Origin of the sequence: Streptomyces sp. NPDC048338 (assembly GCF_043201055.1) — a bacterium.
Lineage (GTDB): Bacteria > Actinomycetota > Actinomycetes > Streptomycetales > Streptomycetaceae > Streptomyces.
In genome coordinates, this window is record NZ_JBICYQ010000001.1 from 372,220 (window position 1) to 397,413 (window position 25,194).

A 25,194-nucleotide genomic window follows, 5' to 3' on the forward strand; every position below is an offset into this window, starting at 1 on the left:
GCGCGTAAAAGCCCTCGTGACGACGGTGGGGCACGGATCACATCGATCCGTGCCCCACCGTCGTAGGAAGCTACCTACTGATCACGCTCACTGGTCGCGGTACATCTCCGCCACCAGGAACGCCAGGTCCAGCGACTGGCTGCGGTTGAGGCGCGGGTCGCAGGCCGTCTCGTAGCGCTGGTGCAGGTCGTCGACGAAGATCTCGTCGCCGCCGCCCACGCACTCGGTGACGTCGTCACCGGTGAGCTCGACGTGGATGCCGCCGGGGTGGGTGCCGAGGGCCTTGTGGACCTCGAAGAAGCCCTTGACCTCGTCGAGCACGTCGTCGAAGCGCCGGGTCTTGTGCCCCGAGGCCGCCTCGAAGGTGTTGCCGTGCATCGGGTCGGTCACCCAGGCGACGACCGCGCCGGAGGCGGTGACCTTCTCGACCAGCTCCGGGAGCTTGTCCCGGACCTTGTCGGCGCCCATGCGGACGACGAAGGTCAGCCGGCCCGGCTCGCGCTCGGGGTCCAGGCGGTCGATGTACGTCAGCGCCTCGTCGACCGTGGTGGTCGGGCCGAGCTTGATGCCGACCGGGTTGGCGATCTGCGCGCAGAACTCGATGTGCGCGTGGTCCAGCTGGCGGGTGCGCTCACCGATCCAGACCATGTGGCCGGAGGTGTCGTACAGCTTGCCGGTGCGCGAGTCCGTGCGGGTCAGCGCGCCCTCGTAGTCGAGCAGCAGCGCCTCGTGCGAGGAGTAGAACTCCACCGCCTTGAACTCGGCCGGGTCGGTGCCGCAGGCCTTCATGAAGTTCAGCGCGTTGTCGATCTCGCGCGCCAGCTGCTCGTAGCGCTGTCCCGACGGGGACGACTTCACGAAGTCCTGGTTCCAGGCGTGCACCTGGCGCAGGTCGGCGTAACCACCGGTGGTGAAGGCGCGCACCAGGTTGAGCGTTGAGGCGGAGGCGTTGTACATCCGCTTGAGGCGCTCGGGGTCCGGGACGCGGGCCTTCTCGTTGAAGTCGAAGCCGTTGACGGAGTCGCCGCGGTAGGTCGGCAGGGTCACGCCGTCGCGGGTCTCGGTCCCCTTGGAACGGGGCTTCGAGTACTGCCCCGCGATGCGGCCGACCTTCACGACGGGCACGGAGGCCGCGTAGGTGAGGACGGCGCTCATCTGGAGCAGCGTCTTGAGCTTGGCACGGATGTGGTCGGCGGACACGGCGTCGAAGGCCTCGGCGCAGTCGCCACCCTGGAGCAGGAACGCCTCGCCACGGGCGACGGCTCCCATCCGGGCGCGCAGCTGGTCGCACTCGCCCGCGAACACGAGCGGGGGATACGACTCGAGGTCCGCGATCACATCGCGCAGAGCCTCGGCATCGGGGTACTCAGGCTGCTGCGCCGCGGGCAGGTCTCGCCAGGTCGCCTTGGCGACGGCGTGGGGTTCAGCGTTCACGGTCACACGACCCACAGTACGTGGCCGAGGACTCCGTCCACGCCAGTGACCGCTTGATGAGACGGAAGAGACGGACGGGACATCTTGGATGGGCTACCATCACCGGCATGTTCGCGCAGACGACCCGTAACTGGTGGTGGACCGCTCATCCGGCGGCCCACTGACTGCGCGTACCCAACACGCGAAGGCCGCCCGAGGGGCGGCCTTCTTCCGTTTCCAGGGCCGTTCCTCTCCGCTCCACGGAAGGAACGACGTACCGCATGGACCTCTCCCGTCTCCTCGACGACTCCTGCCCCCCGTTCGCGCTGCTGCGCCGACGCACCCCCGGACGTGACCACGACACCGTCGAGGTGCTGATCGGCGCCGTCCACGAGGCCGAGCGGCTCGCCGAGCTGCCGGTCGGCGAGCGGCCGACCCTCGCCCTCGTGCCGTTCCGGCAGATCCGGGAGCGCGGCTTCGACGTCCGCGACGACGGCACCCCCCTGTCCTTCCTCGTCGCCGAGGAGGCGTACGAACTGCCGCTGTCCGAGGCGATGGAGCGGCTTCCGGCCCACGAGGTACGGGTCGAGGACGGCGGCTTCGACGTGTCGGACGAGCTCTACGCGCGGACGGTGCGCCGGGTCGTGGAGGAGGAGATCGGCTCGGGCGAAGGGGCGAACTTCGTCATCCGCCGGACCTACACGGGCGAGATCCCCGGCTTCGGGCGGGCCGACGCGCTCGCCCTCTTCCGGCGGCTGCTGGCGGGCGAGCGGGGCGCGTACTGGACCTTCGTCGTCCACACGGGGTCCCGCACGCTGGTCGGCGCGAGCCCGGAGGTGCACGTCCGGATGTCCGGCGGGACGGTCGTGATGAACCCGATCAGCGGCACCTACCGGTACCCGGCCGGCGCGGCCCCGACCCCGGAGGACCTGCTGGCCTTCCTGGCCGACCGCAAGGAGACGGAGGAGCTCTCCATGGTGGTCGACGAGGAGCTGAAGATGATGTGCACCGTCGGCGACCGGGGCGGGGTGGTGATCGGGCCGCGTCTCAAGGAGATGGCACATCTCGCCCATACGGAGTACGAGCTGCGCGGCCGTTCGTCCCTCGACGTGCGGGAGGTCCTGCGGGAGACCATGTTCGCGGCGACCGTCACCGGATCGCCGGTGCAGAACGCCTGCCGGGTCATCGAGCGCCACGAGACCGGCGGCCGCGGCTACTACGCGGGCGCGCTGGCGCTGCTCGGCACGGACGCGACGGGGACCCAGACCCTGGACTCCCCCATCCTGATCCGGACCGCGGACATCGACGCGGACGGCCGGCTGCGGGTACCGGTCGGCGCGACGCTGGTGCGCCACTCCGACCCGGCGGGCGAGGTCGCCGAGACCCACGCCAAGGCGGCGGGGGTGCTCACGGCGCTCGGTGTACGGGAGGGGCGGCCCCGCGACGCCTCGCCGCGGGCGCCGCGGCTGGCCGAGGACCCGCGAGTGCGGGCGGCCCTGGACGCGCGGCGGGCGGACCTCGCGCCGTTCTGGCTGAAGATGCAGGTGCGGGCGGCCGACCTGACGGGCCACGCGCTGGTCGTCGACGCGGAGGACACCTTCACGGCGATGCTCGCGCACCTGCTGCGCTCCTCCGGCCTGGAGGTCTCGGTACTCCGCTACGACGAGCCGGGTCTTCGGGAGCTGGCACTCGGCCACGAGGGTCCGGTCGTGCTCGGTCCGGGGCCCGGCGACCCGGGTGACGCGGCAGATCCGAAGATGCGGTTCCTGCGCGCGCTCACGGCCGATCTCGTACGGGACCACCGGCACGGGCTGCTCGGGGTGTGTCTGGGCCACGAGCTGATCGCGGCGGAGCTGGGTCTGGAGATCGTGCGCAAGCGGACCCCCTTCCAGGGCGCGCAGATGCGCATCGACCTCTTCGGACAGGAGCAGACGGTGGGCTTCTACAACAGCTTCACGGCGCGCTGCGACGACCGGGCCGCGACCGAGCTGGCGCTGCACCGGATCGAGGTGAGCCGCGACGCGGCCACGGACGAGGTGCACGCGCTGCGCGGCCCGGGCTTCGCCGGTGTGCAGTTCCACCCGGAGTCGGTCCTGACCCGGGACGGGGCCGCGCTCACCGCGTCGCTGCTCGCGGGGGTGCTGGTCTAGGGGGAAGGTCCTCCTAGGTCCTGTCCGGGCGATCTTCTCGGGCCCGCGACGACGGCTGCGGCGTCTCGCGGCGTTGTCGGAGTCGCCCGAGTACGCCCGGTACGAGGGCGATCCTCCGCCTTGCGATACACCACATCCGACGCCGCGGGCCGGTCCTCAAAGATCGCCCGGACAGGACCTAGGGGGTGTCGGACGGGACCAGGACGTTCTCGCTGCGCCGGCCCGCGAGGTAGTCGAGGACGTTCCGGACGGTGGCGTCGATGATCTGGCCGACCGCGTCGAGGGTGTAGTAGGCCTGGTGGGAGGTGACGACGACGTTCGGGAAGGTCATGAGCCGGGCCAGGGTGTCGTCCTGGACGACCTCCAGGGACTTGTCGAGGAAGAAGAGCCCGGCCTCCGCCTCGTACACGTCGAGGCCGACCCCGGCGAACCGGCCGGCGCGGAGTTCGGCGACGAGCGCCTCGGTGTCGATCAGCCCGCCGCGGCTGGAGTTCACCAGCAGGACGTCGTCCTTCATCGACTTGAGGGCGGCCGCGTCGACCAGCCGCTCGGTGGCGGGGAGCAGCGGGACGTGGAGGCTGATCAGGTCGGCCTCGGCGAAGAGCCGCTCCTTGTCGACGTACGTCATGCCGAGCTCCAGGCAGGCGGGGTTCTCGGCGATGTCCCAGCCGAGCAGCCTCATGCCGTAGCCGTGGGCGATCCGGGTGAAGGCCTCGCCGATCTTCCCGGTGCCGAGGACGCCGACGGTGCGGCCGCGCAGGTCGCGGCCCATCAGTCCGGCGAGCCGGAAGTCGAAGTCGCGGGTCCGGTTGGAGGCCCGGACGATCCGGCGGTTGACGGCCGTCGCCAGGGTCCAGGCGAACTCGGCCACGGAGTACGGGGAGTAGTACGAGACGCGGGCGACGGTGAGGCCGAGCCGGGCGGCGACGTCGAGGTCGATGTTGTTGAAGCCGGTGGAGCGCTGGGCGATCAGCCGGGTCCCCCCGGCGTGGAGGGTGCGCAGCACGCGGCCTCCGAGGTCGGCGTTGACGCTGCTGGAGACGATCTCGTAGCCGGCCGCGATGGGCGCGGTGTCCTCGGTGAGGAAGACGTCCAGACAGCGGACGTCGTGGTGGCCCGCGAAGGCCTTCTCGATCATCGGCTTCTCGTCCGCCTGCACGCCGAACGCCAGGATTTCCACGGAGCCCCTCCGGGGTGTGCCGGAATTGTCTGGTCCCGGCGAATATACGACCCCCGGAGGTGCCCGGCTCCCGGGGCGTCCGGCCTCAGGCGTCGTCGAGGCCGCGCTCGATGGCGTACCGGACCAGCTCCACGCGGTTGTGCAGCTGGAGCTTGCCCAGGGTGTTCTGGACGTGGTTCTGCACGGTGCGGTGCGAGATGACCAGGCGTTCGGCGATCTGCTTGTAGCTCAGTCCCTTGGCGACCAGGCGCAGCACCTCGGTCTCGCGCTCGGTGAGCTGGGGGGCCTTCGGCTCGTCGGCGCCCGCGGCCGGCTCCGGCTCGGAGGCCAGGCGGCGGTACTCGCCGAGCACCAGGCCCGCGAGGCCGGGGGTGAAGACGGGGTCGCCGACGGCGGTGCGGTGCACGGCGTCGATCAGCTCGGCGGTGCTGGCCGACTTGAGCAGGTAGCCGGTGGCACCGGACTTGACCGCCTCCAGCACGTCGGCGTGCTCGCCGCTGGCGGAGAGCACCAGGACCCGCAGCGTGGGGTCGGCGCCGACGAGCTCCTTGCACACCTGCACGCCGGGCTTGGCCGGCAGGTTCAGGTCGAGGACGAGGACGTCCGGGCCGACGGCCTTCGCGCGCCGCACGGCCTGCTCGCCGTCGCCGGCCGTGGCGACCACGTCCAGTCCGGCCTCGGCGAGGTCGCGGGCGACCGCGTCCCGCCACATCGGGTGGTCGTCGACGACCATCACCCTGACCGGGCGGCCGTCCGCCGGCCGGTCGGTCCGCGTCTGCTGCTCGCTCATCTGTCCGTTCACCTTCCCCCGTGGCCCCGCGGGACCTTCAGTTCCACTTCCGTGCCCTGGCCCGGTACCGAGATCAGCTCGGCCGTGCCGCCCAGATCCCGCAGCCGTCCCCGGATGGACAGGGCGACGCCCATCCGGCCTTCGCCCTCGGCCTGCGCGAGCCGCCCCTCCGGGATGCCGGGGCCGTCGTCCCGGACCGTGACGACGACCTCGTCGGACCAGTCCTCGACCAGGATCCACGCCCGCGCGTCCCCGCCCGCGTGCACCCGGACGTTGTCCAGGGCGGCGAACACGGCGGCGGTCAGCTCACGGGCGGCTGCCGGCGCCAGCAGGACCGGCACGCCCGGGTCGGAGAGCGTGACCCGTGCACCCGCCCGCGGGGCGAGCAGGGTGCGCAGGTCGACCGGAGCGTCGTCGTCCGGCTCCTCGACGAAGCGGACCACCGCGCCCTCGGACTCGTCCTCGGAGACCAGTGAGGGCCGGGTGAGCCCGCCGGCGACCAGGGTGCGCAACGCGACCTCCTGCTCCCCGGCCATCCGGCCCAGCTCGGCTGCCTCGCCGCCCAGCGCCGTGCCCCGCCGCTGCACCATCGCCAGCACCTGGAGGACGCTGTCGTGGATGTCGCGGGCGAGCCGCTCCCGCTCGCGGGTGGCGGCCTCGATCTCCAGGGCGCGGGCCAGGGTGCGTTCGGAGGCGCGGGCGACCTCCACGACGTAGCCGATGGCGATGGACGCCACCCAGACCAGCAGGACGTTGTGGAGCGTGTCCCGGCTGGGGCTGCCGCGCTCGACCAGGTTGGCGACGGCCACCAGCGAGGAGGCGAAGCCGGCCCAGCGCCAGCCGCCCTTGATCGCGTACGCGAGGACGGCTCCGGCCGTCCATATGGAGGGCAGCGTCGGGCCGTCGACCGACCGGGCCTGCTCGTCCGCGAGCGGGGTGAGCAGGATGCCGACGAGGGCGATCGCGAGGTCGGCGACCAGGAAGCCCCTCGTGCAGCTGACCGCGTTCGCCACCTTCGGGAGGGTGGCCAGCGTCCACACGCACATCACGGCGAGGAACGCGACCGCCACCCACGGCCGTTCGAAGGCGTCACGGGAGAAGACGAAGATCAGTACCGCGTAGATCATCGTCAGGACGCGGTAGGCGGTGAGCGCGCGCCACAGCGGCTGCTCGACCGACATGCGCACGACACGCTCGCGCTTGGCCATCTCCCCCACCCACCCCGGGTCCGCCCCCGCAGGGGTTACGCGCCGGACTCTTCCCGCGCCGCGATCTCGGCCTTGACGGCCTCCTTCGCGGCCTTCTCGGCCTCCGCGATCTGCCGCTTGGCGGCGGTCGCGTAGATGTCGACGTACTCCTGGCCGGACAGCTTCATGATCTCGTACATGACCTCGTCGGTCACCGAGCGGAGGATGAAGCGGTCCCCGTCCATGCCCTGGTAGCGGGTGAAGTCCAGCGGCTCGCCGATCCGGATCCCCGGGCGCATCAGCTTGGGGACGACCTTGCCGGGCGGCTGGATCTTCTCCGTGTCGATCATCGCGACCGGGATCACGGGCGCGCCGGTGGCCAGGGCCACGCGCGCGAGGCCGCCGGGCTTGCCGCGGTAGAGCCGCCCGTCGGGCGAGCGGGTGCCCTCGGGGTAGATCCCGAAGAGCCCGCCCTTCTCGATCACCTCGATGCCGGCCTTGATGGCCGCCTCGCCCGCGCCGCGCGCGCCGGAACGGTCCACCGGAAGCTGGCCGACGCCCTTGAAGAAGGCGGCGGTGAGCTTGCCCTTCACTCCCGGCGAGGTGAAGTACTCGGCCTTGGCGATGAAGGTGACCTTGCGGTCCAGGACGGCCGGCAGGAAGAACGAGTCGGAGAACGACAGGTGGTTGCTCGCGAGGATCGCCGGCCCCTCGGCGGGAATGTTCTCGAGGCCCTCCACCCAAGGCCTGAAGGCGAGCTTCAGGGACCCTCCGATGGAGAACTTCATTGCGCCGTAGATCAACTCGGGTACCTTCCGTGTGCTGTGGGAGAGACCTTATCCCGTACGGCCTCGGCCGAGCCGCGACGGGCTCGGCACCATCGTGCGAACGGCCCTGGTCGGTGTCGGTCCGGTCGCGTACGGTGAAGGTCCTTCCCCTTTTGTCGTCGCTTCGTCGAACCCACGAACAGGAGACCCCGGTGCCGGTCCTTCCTGGAGCTGAGCCGTACCGCCATGAGGGCGGGGAGGTAGGCGTCCTTCTCTGTCACGGATTCACCGGTTCCCCTCAGTCGCTGCGCCCCTGGGCCGAGTACCTGGCCGAGCGCGGGCTGACGGTGTCGCTGCCCCTGCTGCCCGGGCACGGCACCCGCTGGGAGGACATGCAGCTCACCACCTGGCACGACTGGTACGCGGAGGTGGACCGCGCCCTGCAGGAGCTGCTCGCGCGGTGCGAGACGGTCTTCGTCTTCGGCCTCTCCATGGGCGGGGCGCTGACCCTGCGGCTCGCGGCCCGCCACGGCGACGCGATCCGCGGGATCGTCCTCGTCAACCCGGGCAACAAGGTGCACGGCCTGGCGGCGCACGCGCTGCCGGTGGCCCGCCACCTCGTCGCCTCCACCAAGGGCATCGCCAGCGACATCGCCAAGGAGGGAGTGACCGAGGTCGGCTACGACCGCGTCCCGCTGCACGCGGCGCACTCGCTGCGGCGCTTCTTCCAGGTCGTCGACGCGGAGCTGCCGCAGGTCACGCAGCCGCTGGTACTGCTGCACAGCCCGCAGGACCACGTGGTGCCGCCGGCCGACTCGGCCCGTGTCCTGAGCCGGGTCTCCTCGACGGACGTGACGGAGATCCTGCTGGAACAGAGCTACCACGTGGCGACGTTGGACCATGACGCGGAGCGGATCTTCGAGGAGAGCTGGGCGTTCGTGGGCCGGCTCGCTCCGCTGGCGGCCGACGAGAAGGGAAGCACGAGCGGTGGCTGAACAGCAGGACGGCGAGCGCGAGCCGCAGCCCATCGACGAGGAGGCGGCCTGGGCCGCGATCGTCGCCGGGTACGGCGATGAGCCGGCGGACCCGCCGGGGGCCCGGCCCTTCCGGTCGGTGGAGGACCTGGCGCTTCCGGAGGAGGACCAGGGCGGGGACGAGGACGACGAGGACCACCAGGGCCCGGCCGCCGACCCGGAGGAACCGGGGAAGCCGGACAAGCCCGCCCTCGGCAGCTCGATCGTGTTCGCGCCCGGCGTGCGCGTGGGGACGGGTCCGCGGGACTACGCGGTGGCGGACCCGGACGACGAGACCGGTGACGGCCGGACCCCCGACGGCCGCGACGGCGACGAGGGCCACTTCGTGCCCCCGGAGCCGCCTCCGCTGCCCGAGGCCGACGCGACGACGAAGTTCGCGTGGCTGGGCGTGGTGGGCGGCCCGGTGCTGATGCTGCTCGCGGTACTGCTCCAGTGGGACATGACGTGGTGGCTGACGACGGTCTGCGTCGGCGGCTTCCTGGGCGGCTTCGCGACGCTGGTGGCCCGGATGAGGCACGACGACGACGAGGACGGCCACGACGACCCGGGGCGCGGCGCGGTCGTGTAGCCGGGGACGCCCGCTCCCCCGGCGGGCCGCGGCTCGCGCGGGCCGGCGTGCCGCGCGCCGGGGCCGCGGGCCGTCCGGCGGCCCCGTCGGTCAGCCGGCCGGGATGCGGACCGCCGCCAGGACCGGGAGGTGGTCCGTCGCCGCCCGCAGGTCCGCCTCGGGGAGGTCCGTCGGGACGCCGCAGCCGAGGAACTCCACGCCCGGGGTGGCCAGGATCGCGTCGATGCGCTGGTGCGGTTCGCCGGACGGCGAGGTGTACTCGCCGCCCCACGGGCTGACCGCCCAGCCGTCCTGGAGTTCCTTCGCCAGGCGGGTGAAGCTCCGGCCGTCGGGGCGTTCGTTCAGGTCCCCGGCGACGAGGGTGTGGGGCACGTTGAGCGCGGCGACCCGGTCGAGCAGCATCCCGGCCTGGGCGTAGCGCTCGTCCTTCTGCAGGCTCAGATGGCAGCTGACCGCGCCGACCCGGGCTCCGCCGAAGCGGACGACGGCGGTGGCGAAGCCGCGCCGGTGCAGTCCGGGCGTGAGCGGCAGCAGGACGTCCTCGGTGCGCTCCACCGTGGCCCGCAGCGAGCACATCAGCAACGGCCCGGCGGCCGTGGCCCCGCCGGTGAGCACGACCAGCTCGCTCTTCGCCGCGAGCCGGGCCGCGTGCTTGCGCCAGCGGAAGAACCGCGGCGCCTCCTGGACGAAGACCAGATCGGGCGCGCAGGCCCGGACGACCCGGGCGAGGGCGTCCTCGTCGTCCCGCAGGGACCGGACGTTGTAGCTGAGCACCCGGACGACGGCCGAACCGTCCTCCTCGGTGCGGGAGTTGGGCAGGTCACTGATCGCCATGGCCAGCAACATACGACAACGCCCGCCGCATCCGTGGAGGACGCGACGGGCGTACGGGGAGGGCGACGCTCCAGGCCCTCAGCCCTGGCGTGCCAGGTCGGCCGCGCCGACCAGGCCGGCCTTGTTGCCCAGCTTGGCCGCGAGGACCTGGGCGTGCGGACGCCACTGTCCGCCGATCAGCCAGCGCCGGAAGGACTTCCGGATCGGGTCGAGCACCAGGTCGCCCTCGTCGGAGACACCGCCGCCGACGATGAAGGCCGACGGGTCGAACAGCGACGCGAGGTCCGCGAGACCCGCGCCCGCCCAGCGGGCCAGCTCGCGGAAGGAGTCCACGGCCACCTTGTCGCCCTGGCGGGCGGCGGCGCTGACGTGCTTGCCCTGGATGCCCTCGGGCGTGCCGTCGCCGAGGCCGAGCAGGATCTCGGCGTTCTCCGGCGTCGCGTTGGCGCGCTGCCTGGCGTACCGGACGAGCGCGCGCCCCGAGGCGTACTGCTCCCAGCAGCCCTGGCTGCCGCAGCCGCACAGCAGGCCGTCCGGGACGACCCGGATGTGGCCGAACTCGGCGGCCACGCCGAAGCGGCCTCGCCGAAGCTTGTTGCCGATGATGATGCCGCCGCCGAGGCCCGTGCCGAGCGTGATGCAGATGACGTCCTCGTGCCCCTGCCCCGCGCCGAACCGGTACTCGCCCCAGGCAGCCGCGTTCGCGTCGTTCTCGACGACGACCGGGAGGCCCACCCGCTGCTCGACCTTGTCCTTCAGCGGCTCGTGCCGCCAGTCGATGTTCGGCGCGAAGAGGACGGTGGCGCGCTTGTCGTCGACGTAGCCCGCGGCACCGATGCCCACGGCCTCGATCTGGTGGCCCGTGCCGGCCTCGGAGACGGCCGCTGCGATCGCGTCGACGATGCCTTCGGGGGTCGGCGGGGTGGGCACCTTGTGCGTGTCGAGGATGTTGCCCTCCTCGTCGACCACGCCGGCCGCGATCTTCGTGCCGCCGATGTCGACGCCGATGGTGAGTCCCATGTGTCCCTCAGTTTTCGGTCGAGCCCCGCTATGCCCAACCGTACCCGAGGGGGCCGGTCGTCCCGGTCAGTCCAGGTCGATGTGCTGCCCGGTTCCGGGCCCGTCGTCGTCCTTGCGCGGCTCGTCCTTGCGGAGATCGTCGCCGCCGAGGCCGTCCGTGCGCCGGTCGTCGTCCCGTGTCCAGCGGGTCTCGTGGCCCTCGACCGCCGACCGGTAGGCGGCGAGCAGCTCGTTGCCGGCCGCCGCGAGGTGGTCGAAGACCTGCGGGTTCCGCTCGATGACCGGCTCGACGGCCGCCTTCGCCTGGTTGACGAACTGCTGCACGGCTCCTTGGGCGGCCATGCCCGTCAGCGGGTTCCGCAGCGTGGAGACCTTGTCGGCGACGGCGTCGAAGAGCTTGCGGAACTCCTCGGCCGCGGAGCCGGGCTCCGCGCCGTTCCGCGCGCGACGGCGGGCCTTCTCGGCCTCCAGGTCCTCGGCGCAGGCCTTGGCCCAGGCGTCCGAATCGCTCATGGCGTACTCCTTAGGCTTCTACCGTCGACGGTACACGCCGTGTCACGGGGTCTTCGGCCAGAGCCCGGGATCCGGGGTGAACCGGACGCGCAGGTCGCCCTCGACGAGCCCGGCTCCCGTGACGGTGCAGCGGCGCAGGGCGCCCGGCAGGGGCAGACTGCGCCGGAACGCTCCGACGGCGAGCAGGAGTTCGTCGCCGCGGCGGACGAGCGAGACCTCGCCCTTGACCGCGCCGGGCAGCGGCAGGTGCCAGACGAGGACCCCGTCCTGGTCGCGACGGTCCTCGACGGTGTGCCCGGGCGCGTCGACGGCGTGCGCCTCGTGCCGGGCGGCGCCGAGGAGTGCGAGGTCCTCGGGGCCCCGGGGGTCCCGGCCGAGGTGCGGGAGCTCGTGGACGGACGGGTGGGCCTCGCGCAGGCGGGCCAGGTGCTCGTGCTGCTGCGCGGTCAGCCCGGCGAGCCAGGGGTCCGCCGACTCGGCGGGGAGCAGCCGGTTCGCGACGACGAGGTCGAGGGCGACGCCCTGGAGGGCGAGGGCGAGCCGGGCGGTGCGGAGGGCGTCGGTGGCGGCCGGGCCGGGTTCGACGACGAGCCGGACGGCGGTGTCCGGGGCGTCGATCACCGCCTGGACGGCGGCGAGCTCGGTCTCCCAGCGGGCGGTGGTCTCGTACAGCCACTGGGCGGGCATCGGGACGCCGGCCAGCTGGGCCAGCATCGGACGCAGGGCGCGGGCGGCCTGTCGCTCGGGCGGCAGGAGGCGGCGCAGATAGCGGCGGAGCTGTTCGGGCAGGGCCAGCACGGCGAGCGCGTCGGGCAGCGGGGGCATGTCGACGACGACGAGGTCGTGGTCCCCGGCGGCGGCGTCCCGCAGGGCGCGGAGCAGGGCGAACCGGTCGCTGCCGGGCAGCTCGGTGAGTTCGGCCTCCTCGAAGTGGGCCGCGCCGAGCAGGTCGAAGGCGGTGCCGAGCCGGGTCTGGAGGGCGAGGAACTCGCGGCGGAAGTCGGCGCCGGGGTCGGGGCGGTGGATCCGCAGGCCGTCGGGCAGGTCCCCGTCGCCGAGGACCGTGGCGGACGCGGCGTCCGCCGAGACCAGCAGCACGCGGCGGCCAGCCCATGCCTCGACGAGGGCGGTCGCCGCGGCGACGGTGGTGCGTCCGGCGCCGCCGGGGCCTGTGACAAGGATGATCCGCATGCGGCGACGGTACCGGGACGCGTGGCGGCGACGGTCGGGCGACCCTCCGCCGTGCGAGCGCACGCACCGGACGCCGCCGGGCCCGCCCTCCGGGCGGACGGCGCTACTTTCGCAACACGCCCTAGACGCCCGCCTCGACGCGCTTCTTCAGACCGGCCAGCGCGCGGTCGATGATGACCTTCTCCGCCTTGCGCTTGATCATGCCGAGCATCGGGATCTTGACGTCGACCGTCAGCTGGTAGGTGACCTCGGTGCGGCCGCCGCCGGCCGCCGGGGCCAGCCGGTAGGAGCCGTCCAGGGAGCGCAGCATCTGGGACTTGACCAGCGTCCAGCTGACCTCGTTGTCGCCGGTCCAGGTGTACGCCAGGGTGTGGTCGTCCTTGATGGCCCCGGCGTCCAGCAGCAGCCGGACCTTCTCGGCGCGGCCGGCCGCGTCGGTCTCCAGGACCTCGGCCTCCTTCACCTCGCCCGTCCATTCGGGGTAGCGGACGAAGTCGGCGATCACGCCCATGACGTCGGCCGGCGCCGCCTCGATGGTGATGCTCGAGCTGGTGTGTTCGGCCATCGCGGTGGTTCCTCCACTGTGCGGTCCGGCGGAAGTCGTCAGGGCACTGGCGTGCCGACCCGAAGGCTATCGCGCCCCCGGCACCCGCTTCGCACCGCTCACCACTCCAGCGCCCACGGCGTGCCCGTCGAGGCGAAGTGGCCGACGTTCACGCACTCGGTCGCGCCTATCCGCATCCGGCGCACCAGCGGCTGGTGGACATGCCCGAAGAGCGCGTACCGGGGCCGGGTGCGGTGGATGGCGTCCAGCAGGGCCCGGCTGCCGCGCTCGAAGCGGCGCGCCACCGTGTCGTAGGTCAGTTCCGGCACGTCGGGAGGGATGTGACTGCACAGCACGTCGACGTCCCCGAGCGCCTCGACCTTCGCCGCGTACTCCTCGTCGGAGATCTCGTACGGCGTCCGCATGGGGGTGCGCAGCCCGCCGCCCACGAAGCCGAAGACCAGTCCGCCGATCTCGGCCCGGCCGCCGTCGAGGACCGTGGTGCCCGGGCGGGCGTACTCGGGCCACAGGCCGGGCACGTCGACGTTGCCGTAGGTCGCGTAGGTGGGTGTCGGGAAGGCCGCGAAGAGTTCCGCGTACTGGCGGCGTACCGCGGACTCGATCGCGGTGTCGCGGTCGACGTCCAGCTCGGACCAGAGCCGCCGCCCCAGGTCGCGGGCCTCGTCGAAGCGGCGCGCCGTGCGCAGGGCGACGATCAGGTCGGCGTTCTCGACCCCGAACAGGTCGGGGAAGATCCCCCGGCTGTGGTCGGCGTAGTCGAGGAAGAGCACCAGGTCACCCAGGCAGATCAGGGCGTCCGCCCCCTCTCCCGCCCTGGCGAGGGCGCCGGCGTTACCGTGCACGTCACTGACCACATGGACTCTCATGCCTGGCATGAGATTCACCTTAGGGCGTCGGACCTGCGGTTACTTCCAAGTCGTCGAAGACGTGGACTACTGTGCGCGAAGCACCGCCACACGTATGTGACGCACCGAACATCTGGCCAGGACCCCCTATCGGGAACCGAGTACTGGTGGGTAACGTCCGAGCAGTCCAGTCGTGCTCACCCCCACTGAGCACCCCTGCCCGATCTTGGACCGCACCGGTGCATCACACAGAGCCGTGGCGCCGGCGCCCGATGAGGAGCAGCAGTCTTGCGCGAGTTCAGCCTTCCGGCCCTGTACGAGGTCCCCACGGACGGCAACCTGACGGATCTCATCCGCCGCAACGCCTCTCAACACCCAGATGTCGCCGTGATGGGGCGCAAGGTGGCCGGCGTCTGGACGGACGTCACCGCCAAGCAGTTCCTCGCCGAGGTCCGCGGGGCTGCCAAGGGGCTGATCGCCTCCGGCGTGGAGCCGGGCGACCGGGTGGCCCTGCTGTCCCGGACCCGCTACGAGTGGGTTCTCCTCGACTTCGCCATCTGGAGCGCGGGCGCGGTCACCGTGCCCGTGTACGAGACCAGCTCGCCCGAGCAGATCCAGTGGATCCTCGGCGACTCGGCCGCCGCCCTCGCCCTCGTGGAGTCGGCGGCGCACGCGGAGTCGGTCGAGTCCGTCCGGGCGTCCCTGCCGGCGCTCAAGGGCGTCTGGCAGATCGAGGACGACGCCGTCGCCCGGCTGACCGCCGCGGGCGCCGAGGTCACCGACGAGCTGCTCGACGAGCGGATGTCAGCGGCGAACGCGGACGACATCGCGACGATCGTCTACACCTCCGGCACCACCGGCCGCCCCAAGGGCTGCGTACTGACGCACCGGGCGTTCTTCGCCGAGTGCGGCAACGTGGTGGAGCGCCTGAAGCCGCTCTTCCGGACCGGCGAGTGTTCCGTCCTGCTCTTCCTGCCCGCCGCCCACGTCTTCGGACGACTGGTCGAGGTCGCCTCCGTCATGGCGCCGATCAAGCTGGGCTGCGTGCCGGACATCAAGAACCTCACCGACGAGCTGGCCGCCTTCCGGCCGACGCTGGTCCTCGGTGTGCCGCGCGTCTTCGAGAAGGTCTACAACTCGGCGCGCGCCAAGGCCCAGGCCGACGGCAAGGGCAAGATCTTCGACAAGGCCGCGCACACGGCGATCGCGTACAGCCGCGCGCTCGGCACCCCGCAGGGCCCGTCCTTCGGGCTCAAGGTCAAGCACAAAGTCTTCGACAAGCTGGTCTTCTCCAAGCTGCGGGCCGTCCTCGGCGGCCGCGGCGAGTACGCGATCTCGGGCGGCGCGCCGCTGGGCGAGCGGCTCGGGCACTTCTTCCGCGGCATCGGCTTCACGGTGCTGGAGGGCTACGGCCTGACGGAGTCGTGCGCCGCGACCGCCTTCAACCCGTGGGACCGGCAGAAGATCGGCACGGTCGGCCAGCCGCTGCCGGGCTCGGTGGTGCGGATCGCCGACGACGGCGAGGTCCTGCTGCACGGCGAGCACATCTTCAGCGGCTACTGGCAGAACGAGGCGGCGACCGCCGAGGCGCTGGCCGACGGCTGGTTCCACACCGGTGACATCGGCACGCTGGACGAGGACGGCTACCTCGCGATCACCGGCCGCAAGAAGGAGATCCTGGTGACGGCGGGCGGCAAGAACGTCGCCCCGGCCGTCATCGAGGACCGGATCCGGGCGCACGCGCTGGTCGCGGAGTGCATGGTGGTGGGCGACGGGCGTCCGTTCGTGGGCGCGCTGGTGACCCTGGACGAGGAGTTCCTGACCCGCTGGGCCGTCGAGCACGGCAAGTCGGCGGACTCCACGGCGGCCTCCCTGCGCGACGACGCCGACCTCCTCGCGGAGGTCCAGCGTGCGATCGACGACGGCAACGCGGCGGTGTCGAAGGCGGAGTCGGTGCGGAAGTTCAGGGTCCTGAACTCCCAGTTCACCGAGGAGGCCGGCCACATCACGCCGTCGCTGAAGCTCAAGCGCAACGTGGTGGCGAAGGACTTCGCGGACGAGATCGAAGCGATCTACCGCGCCTGACGTACGCTCGGCACGCCCCCGGCTCCACCGCTTCGCGGACGCCGGGGGCGTTCGCGCGCGCCGGGACACTCCGGCCCGCCGAAACCCGCCGGGACACGCCGGCCCACCGAAACAAGAGGAGCAGGGGATTCATGCGGCTCAAGCGCACCGCGGTAGTGGGGGCGGCCCTCGTCGCGCTGGTCAGTGTCACGGGCTGTGCCGGGGCCTGGGGCGAGGACGCCGGACTGCCGAAGGCGGGTGACATGGCGGGGCTCGAGAAGCTCGTCGGGCGGCACGCCCTCTGCAGCGACCTGCGGGCCGGCAGCGACAGCGGCGCCATGAGCCGGGAGTCCGGCGACCCGGCGTGGGGCATCGAGGCGCGTGCGGTGTGCGGGAACGACAGCAGGGTCACCCTCACGCTGCTGTCCGTCGCGGACATGGAGAAGTTCCAGCAGGCGAACCGCAAGGCCGCGGCCGAGGGGGCGGGGGGCCGCTTCCTGCTCGGCCAGGACTTCGCGCTCGTGGCGGACGACCGGATGTCCGCCGAGGAACTGAAGAAGTCCGGCGTCCTGCTCTTCACCTGCGAGAAGGACTTCGCGATACCCCAGGGCTACCGCCACGAGGAACTCCTGGTGGACGGCTGCGCGCTGACCGACTACCTGCCCGCCTGACCTCCGCTGCCCCGGACGCGCGCCGCGCGGGTGACCCGGGCGGCCGCGCGGAGCGGTCACCCGGGTCACCGGTCAGAGCAGTTCCCTCAGACGCTCGGCGAGCAGGTCCCAGCGCCAGCGGTCCTCGACCCACCGGCGGCCCCGCTCGCCCATCCGCCGGCGCAGCTCGGGGTCGAGGAGCAGCGTCGCGATGCGGTCCGCCGACTCCTCGGGGATCCCGCCGCGCACGACCCAGCCGGTCTCGCCGTCCAGGACGGCGTCCGGCGCCCCGCCGGAGTCGCCGGCGACGACGGGCAGCCCGGTGGCCGAGGCCTCCAGGTAGACGATGCCGAGGCCCTCGACGTCGAGGCCGCCGCGGCGCGTGCGGCAGGGCATCGCGAAGACGTCCCCGGCGCCGTAGTGCGCGGGCAGCTCCTCCCACGGCACGGCGCCGGTGAAGCGCACGGAGCCGGCCACCCCGGTCTCCCGGGCGAGCCGCCGCAGGTCGTCCTCGTACGGGCCGCCGCCGACGATCAGCAGTACCGCGTCCGGCACGCGCCGCAGGATCTCGGGCATGGCCAGGATCAGCGTGTCCTGTCCCTTGCGCGGGACCAGCCGCGAGACGCAGACGACCACCGGCCGGTCGCTGAGCCCGAGCCGCTCCCGTACCGCCTCGCCGCCCGAGCCCGGGTGGAAGGTCTTCTCGTCCACGCCCGGCGGCAGCTGCACCATGCGGCCGGCCGCGGCCGGGGTCAGCGCCGTCGCGATCCGGGAGCGGGTGTACTCGCCGAGGTAGGTGATCGTGTCCGTGCCCTCGCCGATCCGCCGCAGCAGCTGCCGGGCCGCGGGCAGCTGCGCCCAGCCCGCCTCGTGCCCGTGCGTGGTGGCCACCAGCCGGCGCGCGCCGGCCCGGCGCAGCGCCGGGGCCATCAGCCCGAGCGGAGCCGCCGCCCCGAACCAGACCGAGGTGCAGCCGTGCTCGCGGAGCAGCCCGGCCGCCCGCGCGGTCACGCGGGGAGTGGGCAGCAGCATGGTGGTGCGGTCGCGTACGACCGTGAAAGGCTGCTCGGCGTCGAACGCGGCGGTCGCCTCGATGCCCTCGCGGCTGCGCTTCCAGGTGGAGGCGTAGACCACGGTCCGCTCGGGATCCAGGCGCAGCGCCATGTTGTGCAGGAACGCCTGGATTCCACCGGGGCGGGGCGGGAAGTCGTTGGTTACGATCAGGGTCTTGTGCATCGTGGCCGAATCTACAGGGGCCGCACTCCCCGCCCGGCACCACCACCTCCGCGCGAGCGGACCGACAGGACAAGGACGAGGTAGGGATGACGGGCGTACTGGGCGCGGCGCGCGCAGGCACGGGCACGACTCCGGACCCGGGTTCGGACACGGACGCGGCTTCGGGTGCGAGGACGGCGGCGGACGCGCGGCCGGGCACGGGGAGCGGCCCGGACAGATCCCTGCGCGGGCTCCTGCGTCACCCCGTCACGCTGTGGAGCGTCACCCGGATCGTCCTGCTCCTCTGCGTCTTCAAGGTCGTCACGGTCCCCGGCCCGGACGTCACCAGTGACGTCGAGCAGATCTACCAGGGCTGGTTCGAGGTCCTGAGGACCGGCACGTACCCGCTGGACGACGTCACCTGGCAGTACCCGCCGGCCGCCGCCCTGGCGATCCTCTCCCCCGCGCTGCTGCCGTTCCTGGGCTACTCCGCCGCCTTCTTCGTGCTCGCCTTCCTGTGCGACGCGTTCGTCTTCGGGCTGCTGCGGTACACCGGACGCCGGCCCGGGTGTTCGCAGCGCGGCGCCTGGATCTGGGTGGCGGGAGTCCCGCTGCTCGGCCCGACCGCGTACGCGCGGTACGACCTCATGGTCACCGCGGTGGCCGTCGCCGCCCTGCTCGCCGGGCTGAGCCACCCGCGTGTGATGGGCGCCCTGGCCGGTTTCGGCGCGACGCTGAAGGTCTGGCCCGCGCTGCTCCTCGCGGGCACCCCCCGCGGCCGCGCCACCTTCCGGTCCTGGTCGACGGCGGCGGGCGCGGCGGCGGGCGTGCTGCTCCTGTGCACGCTCGCGGCGCCGGGGGCGCTGGCGTTCCTGACCTTCCAGCGCGACCGGGGCACGGAGGTCGAGTCGCTCGGTTCGCTCGTCTTCCACGTGGCCCGGCACTTCGGCTGGGAGGGCGAGGCCCGGCTGAACTACGGCTCGGTGGAGTTCCTCGGGCCGTACGTCTCCACCGTCACCTCCGCCGCGATGGCGCTGACGGTCGCGGCCTTCGCCTGGCTGCTGCTGTGGCGCATACGGGCGCGCGCGTTCTCGACGACGACCCCGGCGGACGCCGCCTTCGTCGCGGTGCTGCTCTTCACCACCACGAGCCGGGTGATCAGCCCGCAGTACATGATCTGGCTGGTCGGTCTGGCCGCGGTGTGCCTGGTCCACCGGACGAGCCGGATGCGCCGGCCGGTCCACCTGGTGGTGTGGGCGACCGCCGTCACGCAGTTCGAGTTCCCGGTGTGGTTCTCGCACGTGTCGCACAGCGATCCGCTGGGCATCGCCCTGCTGCTCGTGCGCAACGGCCTGCTGGTCGCCGCCACCCTCTCCGCCTGCCGCGTCCTGTGGCGGCAGACGGTGACGGAGCCGCGCCTCACGCCGGCGTCGGTGCCCGCTCAGCGTGACCGCTCGAGGACCCTTCCGGTCGCCTGAGGGGTCGGCGTGCGGCGGTGCAGCAGGCCGAGGGCCGTGCACTGCCCGGCCATCGCCAGCCCCATCGCCAGCGTCACGCCCGGCAGCCCGAGCCCGGAGAGGGCGTACGCCAGCGGGAGCTGGGCGAGCACGCCCGCGATCGTGATCCTGGCGAGCCGCGGGCTGCCGCCACTGCCCTCGAAGACCCCCGCGAGCGCGATGAACCCGGCCGTCAGCACGAGACAGGGCCCCAGGCAGCGCAGGAAGAGGGCGCCGGCGTCCGCCACGTCGGGGGACGCCCCGAAGCCGCGCATCACGAGGTCGGCGGTGAGGAACAGCAGGGCGGCGGCGGCCGTGCCGAGGACCCCGCCGAGGACCAGGGCCTGCCGGCCGACGGCCGCGCGTTCGTCGCGGCCCGCTCCGAGCAGGTGTGCCGTGTGGATGGCGGCCGCCTGGCGGACGGAGTAGAAGGCCATGGTCGCGACGTACATGGCCTTGGTGGCGATGCCGTACGCGGCGACCTGGGTGACGCCGAGGCGTGCGACCACGGCGACGAGGGCGAGGGTCCCCGTCATCCGGACGACGAAGTCGACGGACATGGGCAGCCCGGTGGCGGCGGTGCGGCGCAGGGCGGCGACCGTGCCCGCGGCGGGACGGGCGGCCCGCGCGGCGCGCAGGAGGGAGTTGCGGCGCAGCACCCACAGGCCCACGCCGAGGGCGGCGGAGCGGCCCAGGACGGTCGCGAGGGCGGCGCCCGGCACTCCGTGGGCGTGGATGAGCAGCGGGTCGAGGACGAGGATCAGCCCGTTGGCGAGGAAGGCGAGCCGCATCGGGGTGCGGGTGTCTCCGGCCCCCTTGAGGATGCCATCGAGGACGGTGGTGGCGAAGAAGACGGCCATGCCCGGCAGGGAGATCGCGAAGTAGGCGGTGGCCAGGGCGAGAGCGGGGGTGCCGTCGCCGCCGAGGACGAGCCGGGCGAGGGGTTCGCGCAGCAGGTACCCGCCGACGGTGACCGGCGGGACCAGCAGGGCGGCGAGCGCCCAGCCGCCGCGGACGGCGGCCCGCAGGGCGCCGGGGTCCCCGGCACCGCGGGCGCGGGCGACGAGGACGGTGGTGCCGGAGGCCGCCATGAGCACGACGCCGAGGAGGACGTTCTCGACGTTGGTCGCGACGGCGACGGCGGCGACCGCGTCCCCGCCGAGGCGGGCGACCCAGACCATGGAGATGATCCCGGCGGCGACGCCGGCGAGGAGTTCGCCGTAGACCGGGTACGCCAGCCGGATCAGGATGTGCCGGTGCCGGATCGCCATGTCTGCCCCCTCGTTTCGTTGTACCTCGATTAGAGGCACCTCGAAAAGAGGTAGCATGAACGGAGGTCCGGGACAAGCGAACAGGAGGGGCCGGATGCTGGAGCTGTCGATCCTCGGCTTTCTGCACGACAGGCCGCTGCACGGGTACGAGCTGAAGGACCGCATCCAGGGGCTCAGCGGCCACGTGCGCCCCGTCAGTGACGGCGCGCTCTACCCGGCCATCACCCGCATGGTGAAGGCCGGGCTGCTGGAGCGGCGTACGGAACCGGGCACCGGCGCGGCACCGCGCCGGACGCTGTCGCTCACACCCGACGGCCGTGCGGAGCTGCTCGCCCGCCTGCGCGAGCCCAGGGAGGCCGACATCACCGACGGCCAGCGCTTCTTCACCCTGCTCGCCTTCCTGAGCCTGCTCCCCGATCCCGCCGAGCGGGCCGCGGTGCTGCGCCGCCGCCAGGCCTTCCTCCACACACCCGCCAGCTTCTTCTACGAGGGCGGCGCCCCGGTGCGCGCCGAGGACGAGCCCGACCTCTTCCGCCGGGGCATGCTCCGGATCGCCCGGGCGACCGGCACCGCGGAGAAGGAATGGCTGGCGGAGGCGCTGGCCGAGCTGGAGGCCGCGGGTCCGGACTCCCCCGGGGCCCCCTGAGCCCACTCGGCCGCTCCCCGGCGCCCGGAGCCCGGCTCCGGAGCCCCGGCGCTCAGGCCGGCCCGGCGCTCAGGCCAGACGTCGCGCGAGGTAGGCGCGCCAGGTCGCGGTGAAGTCCTCCGGGGTGGTGTCCAGCACGTCCCGCAGGGCCTTCTCCACCGCGCCGTCCCGGCCGGGATGCCCGCCCACCGCGCGGTAGAAGTCGGTCAGGGCCTTCTCGCCCCAGCGGTCGGCGATCAGCGCGCAGGCCAGCCAGCCGCTCTCGTAGGCGCGGGCCAGCGCCTCGGCGTTACCGCCGAAGGCGAACTCCCCGTCCTCGGGGAGCCGTGCGGGGGTGTCGCCCGCCCGGACCGCGCGCCGCAGTTCCGGCGCGGCCTGGGCGGCCGTACGCCCGGTGCCCCGGTAGGCCGCCCAGTCCGCGAAGCCCTCCGAGAGCCAGACCGGGGTGGCGGCCGAGGTGTGCGCGCGGGTGGCCACGTGCGTGGTCTCGTGGGTGAGGACCACCTGCCGGCCGAAGCCGCCGAGCACCCCGTACGCGTCGGGGTTCACGATCACCCGGTCCGCGGGCGCGTCCGGGCCACCGCCGACCTCGCCCGTGGTGACGGCGGCGATCCCCCGGTACGAGGCGCCCGGCGCGCCGAGCAGACCGCCCATCCCGTCCAGAGAGGCCGGGACGAGGACGACCACCCGGCCCGCCCACGGCACCGGCCAGGCCGCGGAGACCGCGGGGACCGCCCGGTCCGCCGCGGCCGCGATCGCCGTGAGCCGCTCGCGGGACTGCCCGACGCCGAGGACGAGGCTGCGCCCTCCCCGTACCGCCTCCACGTCGCCCTGCTGCCAGAGCTGCTGGGCGGAGCCCTCCGCGGGCCGGTCCGCGGTGACGTACCAGCGGCCGTCCCGCTCGGCCAGGTCGAGCACCCGCTCGGTGGTGACGGGCCCGGAGTCGTAGCCGCTGATCCGGTAGCTGAGCTCGGTCCGGGCGGTCGCCCGGCCCCCGTCCGCCCGGTCCACGTCCGTCACCCGGTAGCCCCAGGTGCCGAGCGGCACCTCGGCGAGCCGGTCGAACTCCGTCAGCGCGGCGGGGGCGAGCGCCGGATCGACCCCGGCGACGAAGGCCGCCTCGTCCCGGGCGAGCAGCGCGCGGGCGTGCCGGTCGAGCAGGCTCTGGATCTCCCGGGACGCCGGATCGGCGGTGCCGCCGGATCCGGGGGCGACGCATCCGGCCAGGGCCAGCAGGGTCACCAGCAGACAGGCCGCCGCCCGTCGCACCGTTCCGCACCCCTGACCTGCCACGCCTTCGATCGTACGGGCAGGCACCCGGGCGGGTGTACGAGCGGACGGACGGCCCGGCAGGAGGTCAGACCCGGGTCACCGTCGCGTGCGACATCATCCCGACCGGGTCGTAGCGCACCCGGGCCCCCGGGTAGGGGGCGTGGATCACCTGTCCGTTGCCGGCGTAGACGGCCACATGGCTGGCGTCGCTGCGGTACGTGACCAGGTCGCCGGGCTGCGCCTGCGCGAGGGGCACCTGCCGTCCCGCGTACCGCTGGGCCGAGGAGGTCCGCGGCAGGCTGATGCCGGCCTGCCGGAACGACCAGACCATCAGCCCCGAGCAGTCGAAGGCGGACGGGCCCGTCGCGCCCCAGACGTAGGGCTTGCCGATCGCGCTGCGCGCGGCGATCACCGCCGCCGCGGCCCGCCCCGAGGCCGGGCCGAGGTCGGCGAGCGGCGGCAGGGACTCCTCGCGGCCGGACCGCGAGGCGCGCGCGGAGCGGTCGAAGTCCGCGCGCTCCGGCCCGCTCAGGGACTGCAGCACCCGCCGGGCCTCGGCGAGCTTCCCCTCGACCGTGCGCTTGTGCCGGGCGACCTGGGTCCGGCTGCGCTCCAGCTCCGTCAGCAGCCGGGTCGCCTCCGTCCGCTGCTGGTGGAGCCGCCGCTGCTCGTGCCGGAGGCGGCCGAGGGCCGCGCCCTGCCGGGCGGTGACCCGGTCGAGCACCGAGGCCCGCTCCAGGTAGGAGTCGGGGTCGGCCGAGAGCAGCAGGGCGAGGGCCGGGTCGATGCCCCCGGAGCGGTACTGCGCGCCGGCGACCATGCCGAGCGAGCCCCGCATGAGGTTGATCCGCTCCTGGCCGCGCGCCACGCTGTCCTGGGCCCGGGAGACCGTCCTGCGCAGGGCGTCCGCCCGCTCGTCGGCCTTGTTGTAGCCCTCGGTGGCCCGTTCGGCCTCCTCGAAGAGACGGTCGACGGCGGCCCTGCCGGCAGCCGGGGTACCGCTCGGGTCGGCGCTCGCGGGTACGGCGCCGAGCGCCGTGGCAGCGGTCGCCGCCGCGGCGGCGGTCAGGACGGTGACCCTCACGGGTCGTCGGTGGGACGCCACGTATCGCGCTCCGTTCGGCATCTACGCAGACTGGCGCGGCAGACAGTAGCCCGAGATCCACCCCGCTCCAACGAAGGCGCCGGGCACACAAAGTGACGCCCCGCCGGAGACCACAGGTCACCGGCGGGGCGTCAGGTCAGTCACGAACGCGACGAACCACCCGATTGGGCGTCGTGTCGGAGGCTCCCGGAGGGGCTCCGCGCGACGGAGTCGGAGGCGTCAGACGCGCACACCGAACTGGAACGTACCCATGTAGCTCATCGACTCGTAGCGGACCGAGGCGCCCGGCTTGGGAGCGTGCAGGATCGTGTTGTTGCCCGCGTACAGGGCCACGTGGGACAGGTTGTTGAAGAAGACCAGGTCGCCCGGCTTGAGCTGGCTGCGGCCGATCTTCACACCGTCGTTCTGCTGGGTGTACGTGGTGCGGGTGAGCGACACGCCGGCCTGGCGGTAGGCCCACTGGGTCAGACCCGAGCAGTCGTACGAGTTGGGGCCCTCGGCGCCGGAGACGTACGGCTTGCCGATCTGGGTGGCGGCGGCGCTGAGCGCGGCGGCGCCACGCTGCGAGGCGGGCACCTCGTTGCCGAGGTCGACCCGGTCGCCGGCGGCGCGGCTGGCACGCAGCTCGTCCTGCTGGATCTTGGCGCGCTCGGCGGCGGTCAGCGAGTTGAGCAGCTTCTGCGCATCGGCGAGCTTGCCCTGGAAGGCCTTCTTCTTCTCGCCGAGGGTCTTGCGGACGTCCTCGAGGTCGGCGAGCTTCGTCGTCGCCTCGGCCCGCTGCTGGGCGAGGGTGCGCTGCTTGGCCTGGATCGACTGGAGCACGTCGGCCTGCTTGGCGCCGAGCTGGTCGATCGCGGACGCCTTGTCGAGGTAGGTGTCCGGGTCGGAGGAGAGGAAGAGCTGGATCGCCGGGTCGATGCCGCCGGAGCGGTACTGCGCGCTGGCGACCGAACCGATGTTGTCGCGCAGGGTGTTGAGCTCCTGCTGACCGCGGGCCACCTTGTCCTGGAGGGCCCCGATCTCCTTCTGCAGCTTGCCGCGGCGCTCCTCGGCGAGGTTGTACTGCTCCGTGGCCTCCTCGGCCTCGTGGTGCAGCTTGTCGACCTTCGACTTCACGTCGTCGATCTTCGGCTTCGGAGCCGCCTGGGCGCCGGACTGGGCGGTGAGCGCGACAGCGGCAGCGGCGGTCACGGTGAGCACGGTCACACGGGTGCGGCTCGGCTGCTTGGGACGACGGTGGGACGCCACGAAGGCGATCTCCTTCTTCCTCGAGCCGCCAACCAGGCTGCGGCCGGCGGTTCCTCCGCTGCCATCCCCGATAGATGATCAACCGCGCGAAGGTTCGAGGCCCGACCCTAGTGACCTAGCTGTGATCAGTTCAAATCCTCATGAGCAAAATCTCGCTCACGCAGCACATT

At 73.0% G+C, this 25,194-nt stretch carries 24 protein-coding genes; 8 read left to right on the forward strand and 16 right to left on the reverse strand.

Annotated elements, in window-relative coordinates; all coding sequences use genetic code 11:
• Positions 1 to 87: 87 nt before the first annotated feature.
• Complete coding sequence (locus ACGFZF_RS01735) at positions 88 to 1,440, reverse strand: class II 3-deoxy-7-phosphoheptulonate synthase (RefSeq protein ID WP_393550555.1); 1,353 nt, start codon at positions 1,438 to 1,440, stop codon at positions 88 to 90.
• A 101-nt stretch (positions 1,441 to 1,541) separates the two neighbouring features.
• Between ACGFZF_RS01735 and ACGFZF_RS01740 the strand changes: the two genes are divergently transcribed.
• Together ACGFZF_RS01740 and ACGFZF_RS01745 are read left to right on the forward strand one after the other, a co-directional pair.
• Positions 1,542 to 1,598, forward strand: a complete 57-nt coding sequence (locus tag ACGFZF_RS01740) for a trp operon leader peptide (RefSeq protein WP_093653364.1) — start codon at positions 1,542 to 1,544, stop codon at positions 1,596 to 1,598.
• A 96-nt stretch (positions 1,599 to 1,694) separates the two neighbouring features.
• A complete protein-coding gene (locus ACGFZF_RS01745; RefSeq protein WP_393550557.1) occupies positions 1,695 to 3,563 on the forward strand; it encodes an anthranilate synthase family protein in 1,869 nt (622 codons plus the stop codon).
• Positions 3,564 to 3,741: 178 nt separating this feature from the next.
• Here the strand turns inward: ACGFZF_RS01745 and ACGFZF_RS01750 are convergent, their stop codons facing one another.
• The 4 genes from ACGFZF_RS01750 to ACGFZF_RS01765 all read right to left on the reverse strand — a co-directional run bounded on the left by ACGFZF_RS01750 (position 3,742) and on the right by ACGFZF_RS01765 (position 7,508).
• Complete coding sequence (locus tag ACGFZF_RS01750) at positions 3,742 to 4,743, reverse strand: 2-hydroxyacid dehydrogenase (RefSeq protein ID WP_393550558.1); 1,002 nt, start codon at positions 4,741 to 4,743, stop codon at positions 3,742 to 3,744.
• An 85-nt stretch (positions 4,744 to 4,828) separates the two neighbouring features.
• Positions 4,829 to 5,533 carry a response regulator transcription factor gene (locus tag ACGFZF_RS01755; RefSeq protein WP_356603229.1) on the reverse strand — a complete coding sequence of 235 codons (705 nt, stop codon included), beginning with the start codon at positions 5,531 to 5,533 and terminating at the stop codon, positions 4,829 to 4,831.
• An 8-nt stretch (positions 5,534 to 5,541) separates the two neighbouring features.
• Positions 5,542 to 6,741: a MacS family sensor histidine kinase gene (gene macS / locus ACGFZF_RS01760; protein ID WP_393550559.1), complete on the reverse strand. Its 1,200-nt coding sequence runs from the start codon at positions 6,739 to 6,741 to the stop codon at positions 5,542 to 5,544.
• A 35-nt stretch (positions 6,742 to 6,776) separates the two neighbouring features.
• Positions 6,777 to 7,508: a lysophospholipid acyltransferase family protein gene (locus tag ACGFZF_RS01765; RefSeq protein WP_393551000.1), complete on the reverse strand. Its 732-nt coding sequence runs from the start codon at positions 7,506 to 7,508 to the stop codon at positions 6,777 to 6,779.
• Between the two features lie 191 nt (positions 7,509 to 7,699).
• On the opposite strand from ACGFZF_RS01765, the gene ACGFZF_RS01770 reads away from it, so the two are divergent.
• On the forward strand, positions 7,700 to 8,482 hold the full coding sequence (locus ACGFZF_RS01770; protein ID WP_393550560.1) for an alpha/beta hydrolase: 783 nt from the start codon (positions 7,700 to 7,702) through the stop codon (positions 8,480 to 8,482).
• Positions 8,475 to 9,089, forward strand: a complete 615-nt coding sequence (locus ACGFZF_RS01775) for a hypothetical protein (RefSeq protein ID WP_393550561.1) — start codon at positions 8,475 to 8,477, stop codon at positions 9,087 to 9,089. The genes ACGFZF_RS01770 and ACGFZF_RS01775 overlap by 8 nt, the downstream gene beginning before the upstream one ends.
• Positions 9,090 to 9,179: 90 nt before the next feature.
• On the opposite strand, the gene ACGFZF_RS01780 is transcribed toward ACGFZF_RS01775, so the two are convergent.
• The 6 genes from ACGFZF_RS01780 to ACGFZF_RS01805 all read right to left on the reverse strand — a co-directional run bounded on the left by ACGFZF_RS01780 (position 9,180) and on the right by ACGFZF_RS01805 (position 14,078).
• Positions 9,180 to 9,923 carry an endonuclease/exonuclease/phosphatase family protein gene (locus tag ACGFZF_RS01780; protein WP_393550562.1) on the reverse strand — a complete coding sequence of 248 codons (744 nt, stop codon included), beginning with the start codon at positions 9,921 to 9,923 and terminating at the stop codon, positions 9,180 to 9,182.
• Positions 9,924 to 10,001: 78 nt separating this feature from the next.
• A complete protein-coding gene (locus ACGFZF_RS01785; RefSeq protein WP_393550563.1) occupies positions 10,002 to 10,943 on the reverse strand; it encodes an ROK family glucokinase in 942 nt (313 codons plus the stop codon).
• Between the two features lie 66 nt (positions 10,944 to 11,009).
• Entirely contained in the window at positions 11,010 to 11,456 is a 447-nt protein-coding gene (locus ACGFZF_RS01790) for a DUF5304 domain-containing protein (protein WP_356776395.1), read from the reverse strand.
• 42 nt (positions 11,457 to 11,498) lie between these two features.
• Entirely contained in the window at positions 11,499 to 12,647 is a 1,149-nt protein-coding gene (locus ACGFZF_RS01795) for an ArsA family ATPase (RefSeq protein WP_393550564.1), read from the reverse strand.
• 121 nt (positions 12,648 to 12,768) lie between these two features.
• On the reverse strand, positions 12,769 to 13,212 hold the full coding sequence (locus ACGFZF_RS01800) for an SRPBCC family protein (RefSeq protein ID WP_393550565.1): 444 nt from the start codon (positions 13,210 to 13,212) through the stop codon (positions 12,769 to 12,771).
• Positions 13,213 to 13,310: 98 nt separating this feature from the next.
• Positions 13,311 to 14,078, reverse strand: coding sequence for a metallophosphoesterase (locus tag ACGFZF_RS01805; RefSeq protein ID WP_393551001.1), 768 nt, complete (start codon positions 14,076 to 14,078; stop codon positions 13,311 to 13,313).
• A gap of 267 nt (positions 14,079 to 14,345) precedes the next feature.
• Here ACGFZF_RS01805 and ACGFZF_RS01810 point away from each other — a divergent pair, with 267 nt between their 5' ends.
• Together ACGFZF_RS01810 and ACGFZF_RS01815 are read left to right on the forward strand one after the other, a co-directional pair.
• Positions 14,346 to 16,142, forward strand: coding sequence for an AMP-dependent synthetase/ligase (locus tag ACGFZF_RS01810; RefSeq protein ID WP_393550566.1), 1,797 nt, complete (start codon positions 14,346 to 14,348; stop codon positions 16,140 to 16,142).
• 131 nt (positions 16,143 to 16,273) lie between these two features.
• A complete protein-coding gene (locus ACGFZF_RS01815; RefSeq protein WP_393550567.1) occupies positions 16,274 to 16,792 on the forward strand; it encodes a hypothetical protein in 519 nt (172 codons plus the stop codon).
• A 72-nt stretch (positions 16,793 to 16,864) separates the two neighbouring features.
• Here ACGFZF_RS01815 and ACGFZF_RS01820 read toward each other — a convergent pair whose 3' ends face one another.
• Positions 16,865 to 18,007 (reverse strand): glycosyltransferase family 4 protein, encoded by a 1,143-nt coding sequence (locus ACGFZF_RS01820; protein WP_356603207.1) that lies wholly within the window; start codon positions 18,005 to 18,007, stop codon positions 16,865 to 16,867.
• Positions 18,008 to 18,258: 251 nt separating this feature from the next.
• Here ACGFZF_RS01820 and ACGFZF_RS01825 point away from each other — a divergent pair, with 251 nt between their 5' ends.
• Complete coding sequence (locus ACGFZF_RS01825; RefSeq protein ID WP_393551002.1) at positions 18,259 to 19,464, forward strand: glycosyltransferase 87 family protein; 1,206 nt, start codon at positions 18,259 to 18,261, stop codon at positions 19,462 to 19,464.
• Here the strand turns inward: ACGFZF_RS01825 and ACGFZF_RS01830 are convergent.
• A complete protein-coding gene (locus ACGFZF_RS01830) occupies positions 19,428 to 20,753 on the reverse strand; it encodes an MATE family efflux transporter (protein ID WP_393550568.1) in 1,326 nt (441 codons plus the stop codon). The genes ACGFZF_RS01825 and ACGFZF_RS01830 overlap by 37 nt on opposite strands.
• 94 nt (positions 20,754 to 20,847) lie before the next feature.
• Between ACGFZF_RS01830 and ACGFZF_RS01835 the strand changes: the two genes are divergently transcribed.
• Positions 20,848 to 21,399 carry a PadR family transcriptional regulator gene (locus tag ACGFZF_RS01835; protein ID WP_393550569.1) on the forward strand — a complete coding sequence of 184 codons (552 nt, stop codon included), beginning with the start codon at positions 20,848 to 20,850 and terminating at the stop codon, positions 21,397 to 21,399.
• Between the two features lie 69 nt (positions 21,400 to 21,468).
• Here ACGFZF_RS01835 and ACGFZF_RS01840 read toward each other — a convergent pair whose 3' ends face one another.
• The 3 genes from ACGFZF_RS01840 to ACGFZF_RS01850 form a co-directional block, all read right to left on the reverse strand.
• Positions 21,469 to 22,692, reverse strand: a complete 1,224-nt coding sequence (locus tag ACGFZF_RS01840) for a hypothetical protein (protein ID WP_393550570.1) — start codon at positions 22,690 to 22,692, stop codon at positions 21,469 to 21,471.
• Positions 22,693 to 22,756: 64 nt separating this feature from the next.
• Complete coding sequence (locus ACGFZF_RS01845; protein WP_393550571.1) at positions 22,757 to 23,797, reverse strand: NlpC/P60 family protein; 1,041 nt, start codon at positions 23,795 to 23,797, stop codon at positions 22,757 to 22,759.
• 198 nt (positions 23,798 to 23,995) lie between these two features.
• Positions 23,996 to 25,024: an NlpC/P60 family protein gene (locus ACGFZF_RS01850; protein ID WP_356603197.1), complete on the reverse strand. Its 1,029-nt coding sequence runs from the start codon at positions 25,022 to 25,024 to the stop codon at positions 23,996 to 23,998.
• Between the last annotated feature and the right edge of the window lie 170 nt (positions 25,025 to 25,194).

What these genes read in the sequence shown, in the direction of transcription:
- ACGFZF_RS01790 (WP_356776395.1), bottom strand. Translation starts at nt 11,456, where the DNA reads ATGAGCGATTCGGACGCCTGGGCCAAGGCCTGCGCCGAGGACCTGGAG.
- ACGFZF_RS01785 (WP_393550563.1), bottom strand. Translation starts at nt 10,943, where the DNA reads ATGGGACTCACCATCGGCGTCGACATCGGCGGCACGAAGATCGCGGCC.
- ACGFZF_RS01835 (WP_393550569.1), top strand. Translation starts at nt 20,848, where the DNA reads ATGCTGGAGCTGTCGATCCTCGGCTTTCTGCACGACAGGCCGCTGCAC.
- macS (WP_393550559.1), bottom strand. Translation starts at nt 6,741, where the DNA reads ATGGCCAAGCGCGAGCGTGTCGTGCGCATGTCGGTCGAGCAGCCGCTG.
- ACGFZF_RS01780 (WP_393550562.1), bottom strand. Translation starts at nt 9,923, where the DNA reads ATGGCGATCAGTGACCTGCCCAACTCCCGCACCGAGGAGGACGGTTCG.
- ACGFZF_RS01795 (WP_393550564.1), bottom strand. Translation starts at nt 12,647, where the DNA reads ATGCGGATCATCCTTGTCACAGGCCCCGGCGGCGCCGGACGCACCACC.
- ACGFZF_RS01800 (WP_393550565.1), bottom strand. Translation starts at nt 13,212, where the DNA reads ATGGCCGAACACACCAGCTCGAGCATCACCATCGAGGCGGCGCCGGCC.
- ACGFZF_RS01815 (WP_393550567.1), top strand. Translation starts at nt 16,274, where the DNA reads ATGCGGCTCAAGCGCACCGCGGTAGTGGGGGCGGCCCTCGTCGCGCTG.
- ACGFZF_RS01845 (WP_393550571.1), bottom strand. Translation starts at nt 23,797, where the DNA reads ATGCCGAACGGAGCGCGATACGTGGCGTCCCACCGACGACCCGTGAGG.
- ACGFZF_RS01805 (WP_393551001.1), bottom strand. Translation starts at nt 14,078, where the DNA reads ATGAGAGTCCATGTGGTCAGTGACGTGCACGGTAACGCCGGCGCCCTC.
- ACGFZF_RS01820 (WP_356603207.1), bottom strand. Translation starts at nt 18,007, where the DNA reads ATGCACAAGACCCTGATCGTAACCAACGACTTCCCGCCCCGCCCCGGT.
- ACGFZF_RS01830 (WP_393550568.1), bottom strand. Translation starts at nt 20,753, where the DNA reads ATGGCGATCCGGCACCGGCACATCCTGATCCGGCTGGCGTACCCGGTC.
- ACGFZF_RS01765 (WP_393551000.1), bottom strand. Translation starts at nt 7,508, where the DNA reads ATGAAGTTCTCCATCGGAGGGTCCCTGAAGCTCGCCTTCAGGCCTTGG.
- ACGFZF_RS01755 (WP_356603229.1), bottom strand. Translation starts at nt 5,533, where the DNA reads ATGAGCGAGCAGCAGACGCGGACCGACCGGCCGGCGGACGGCCGCCCG.
- ACGFZF_RS01745 (WP_393550557.1), top strand. Translation starts at nt 1,695, where the DNA reads ATGGACCTCTCCCGTCTCCTCGACGACTCCTGCCCCCCGTTCGCGCTG.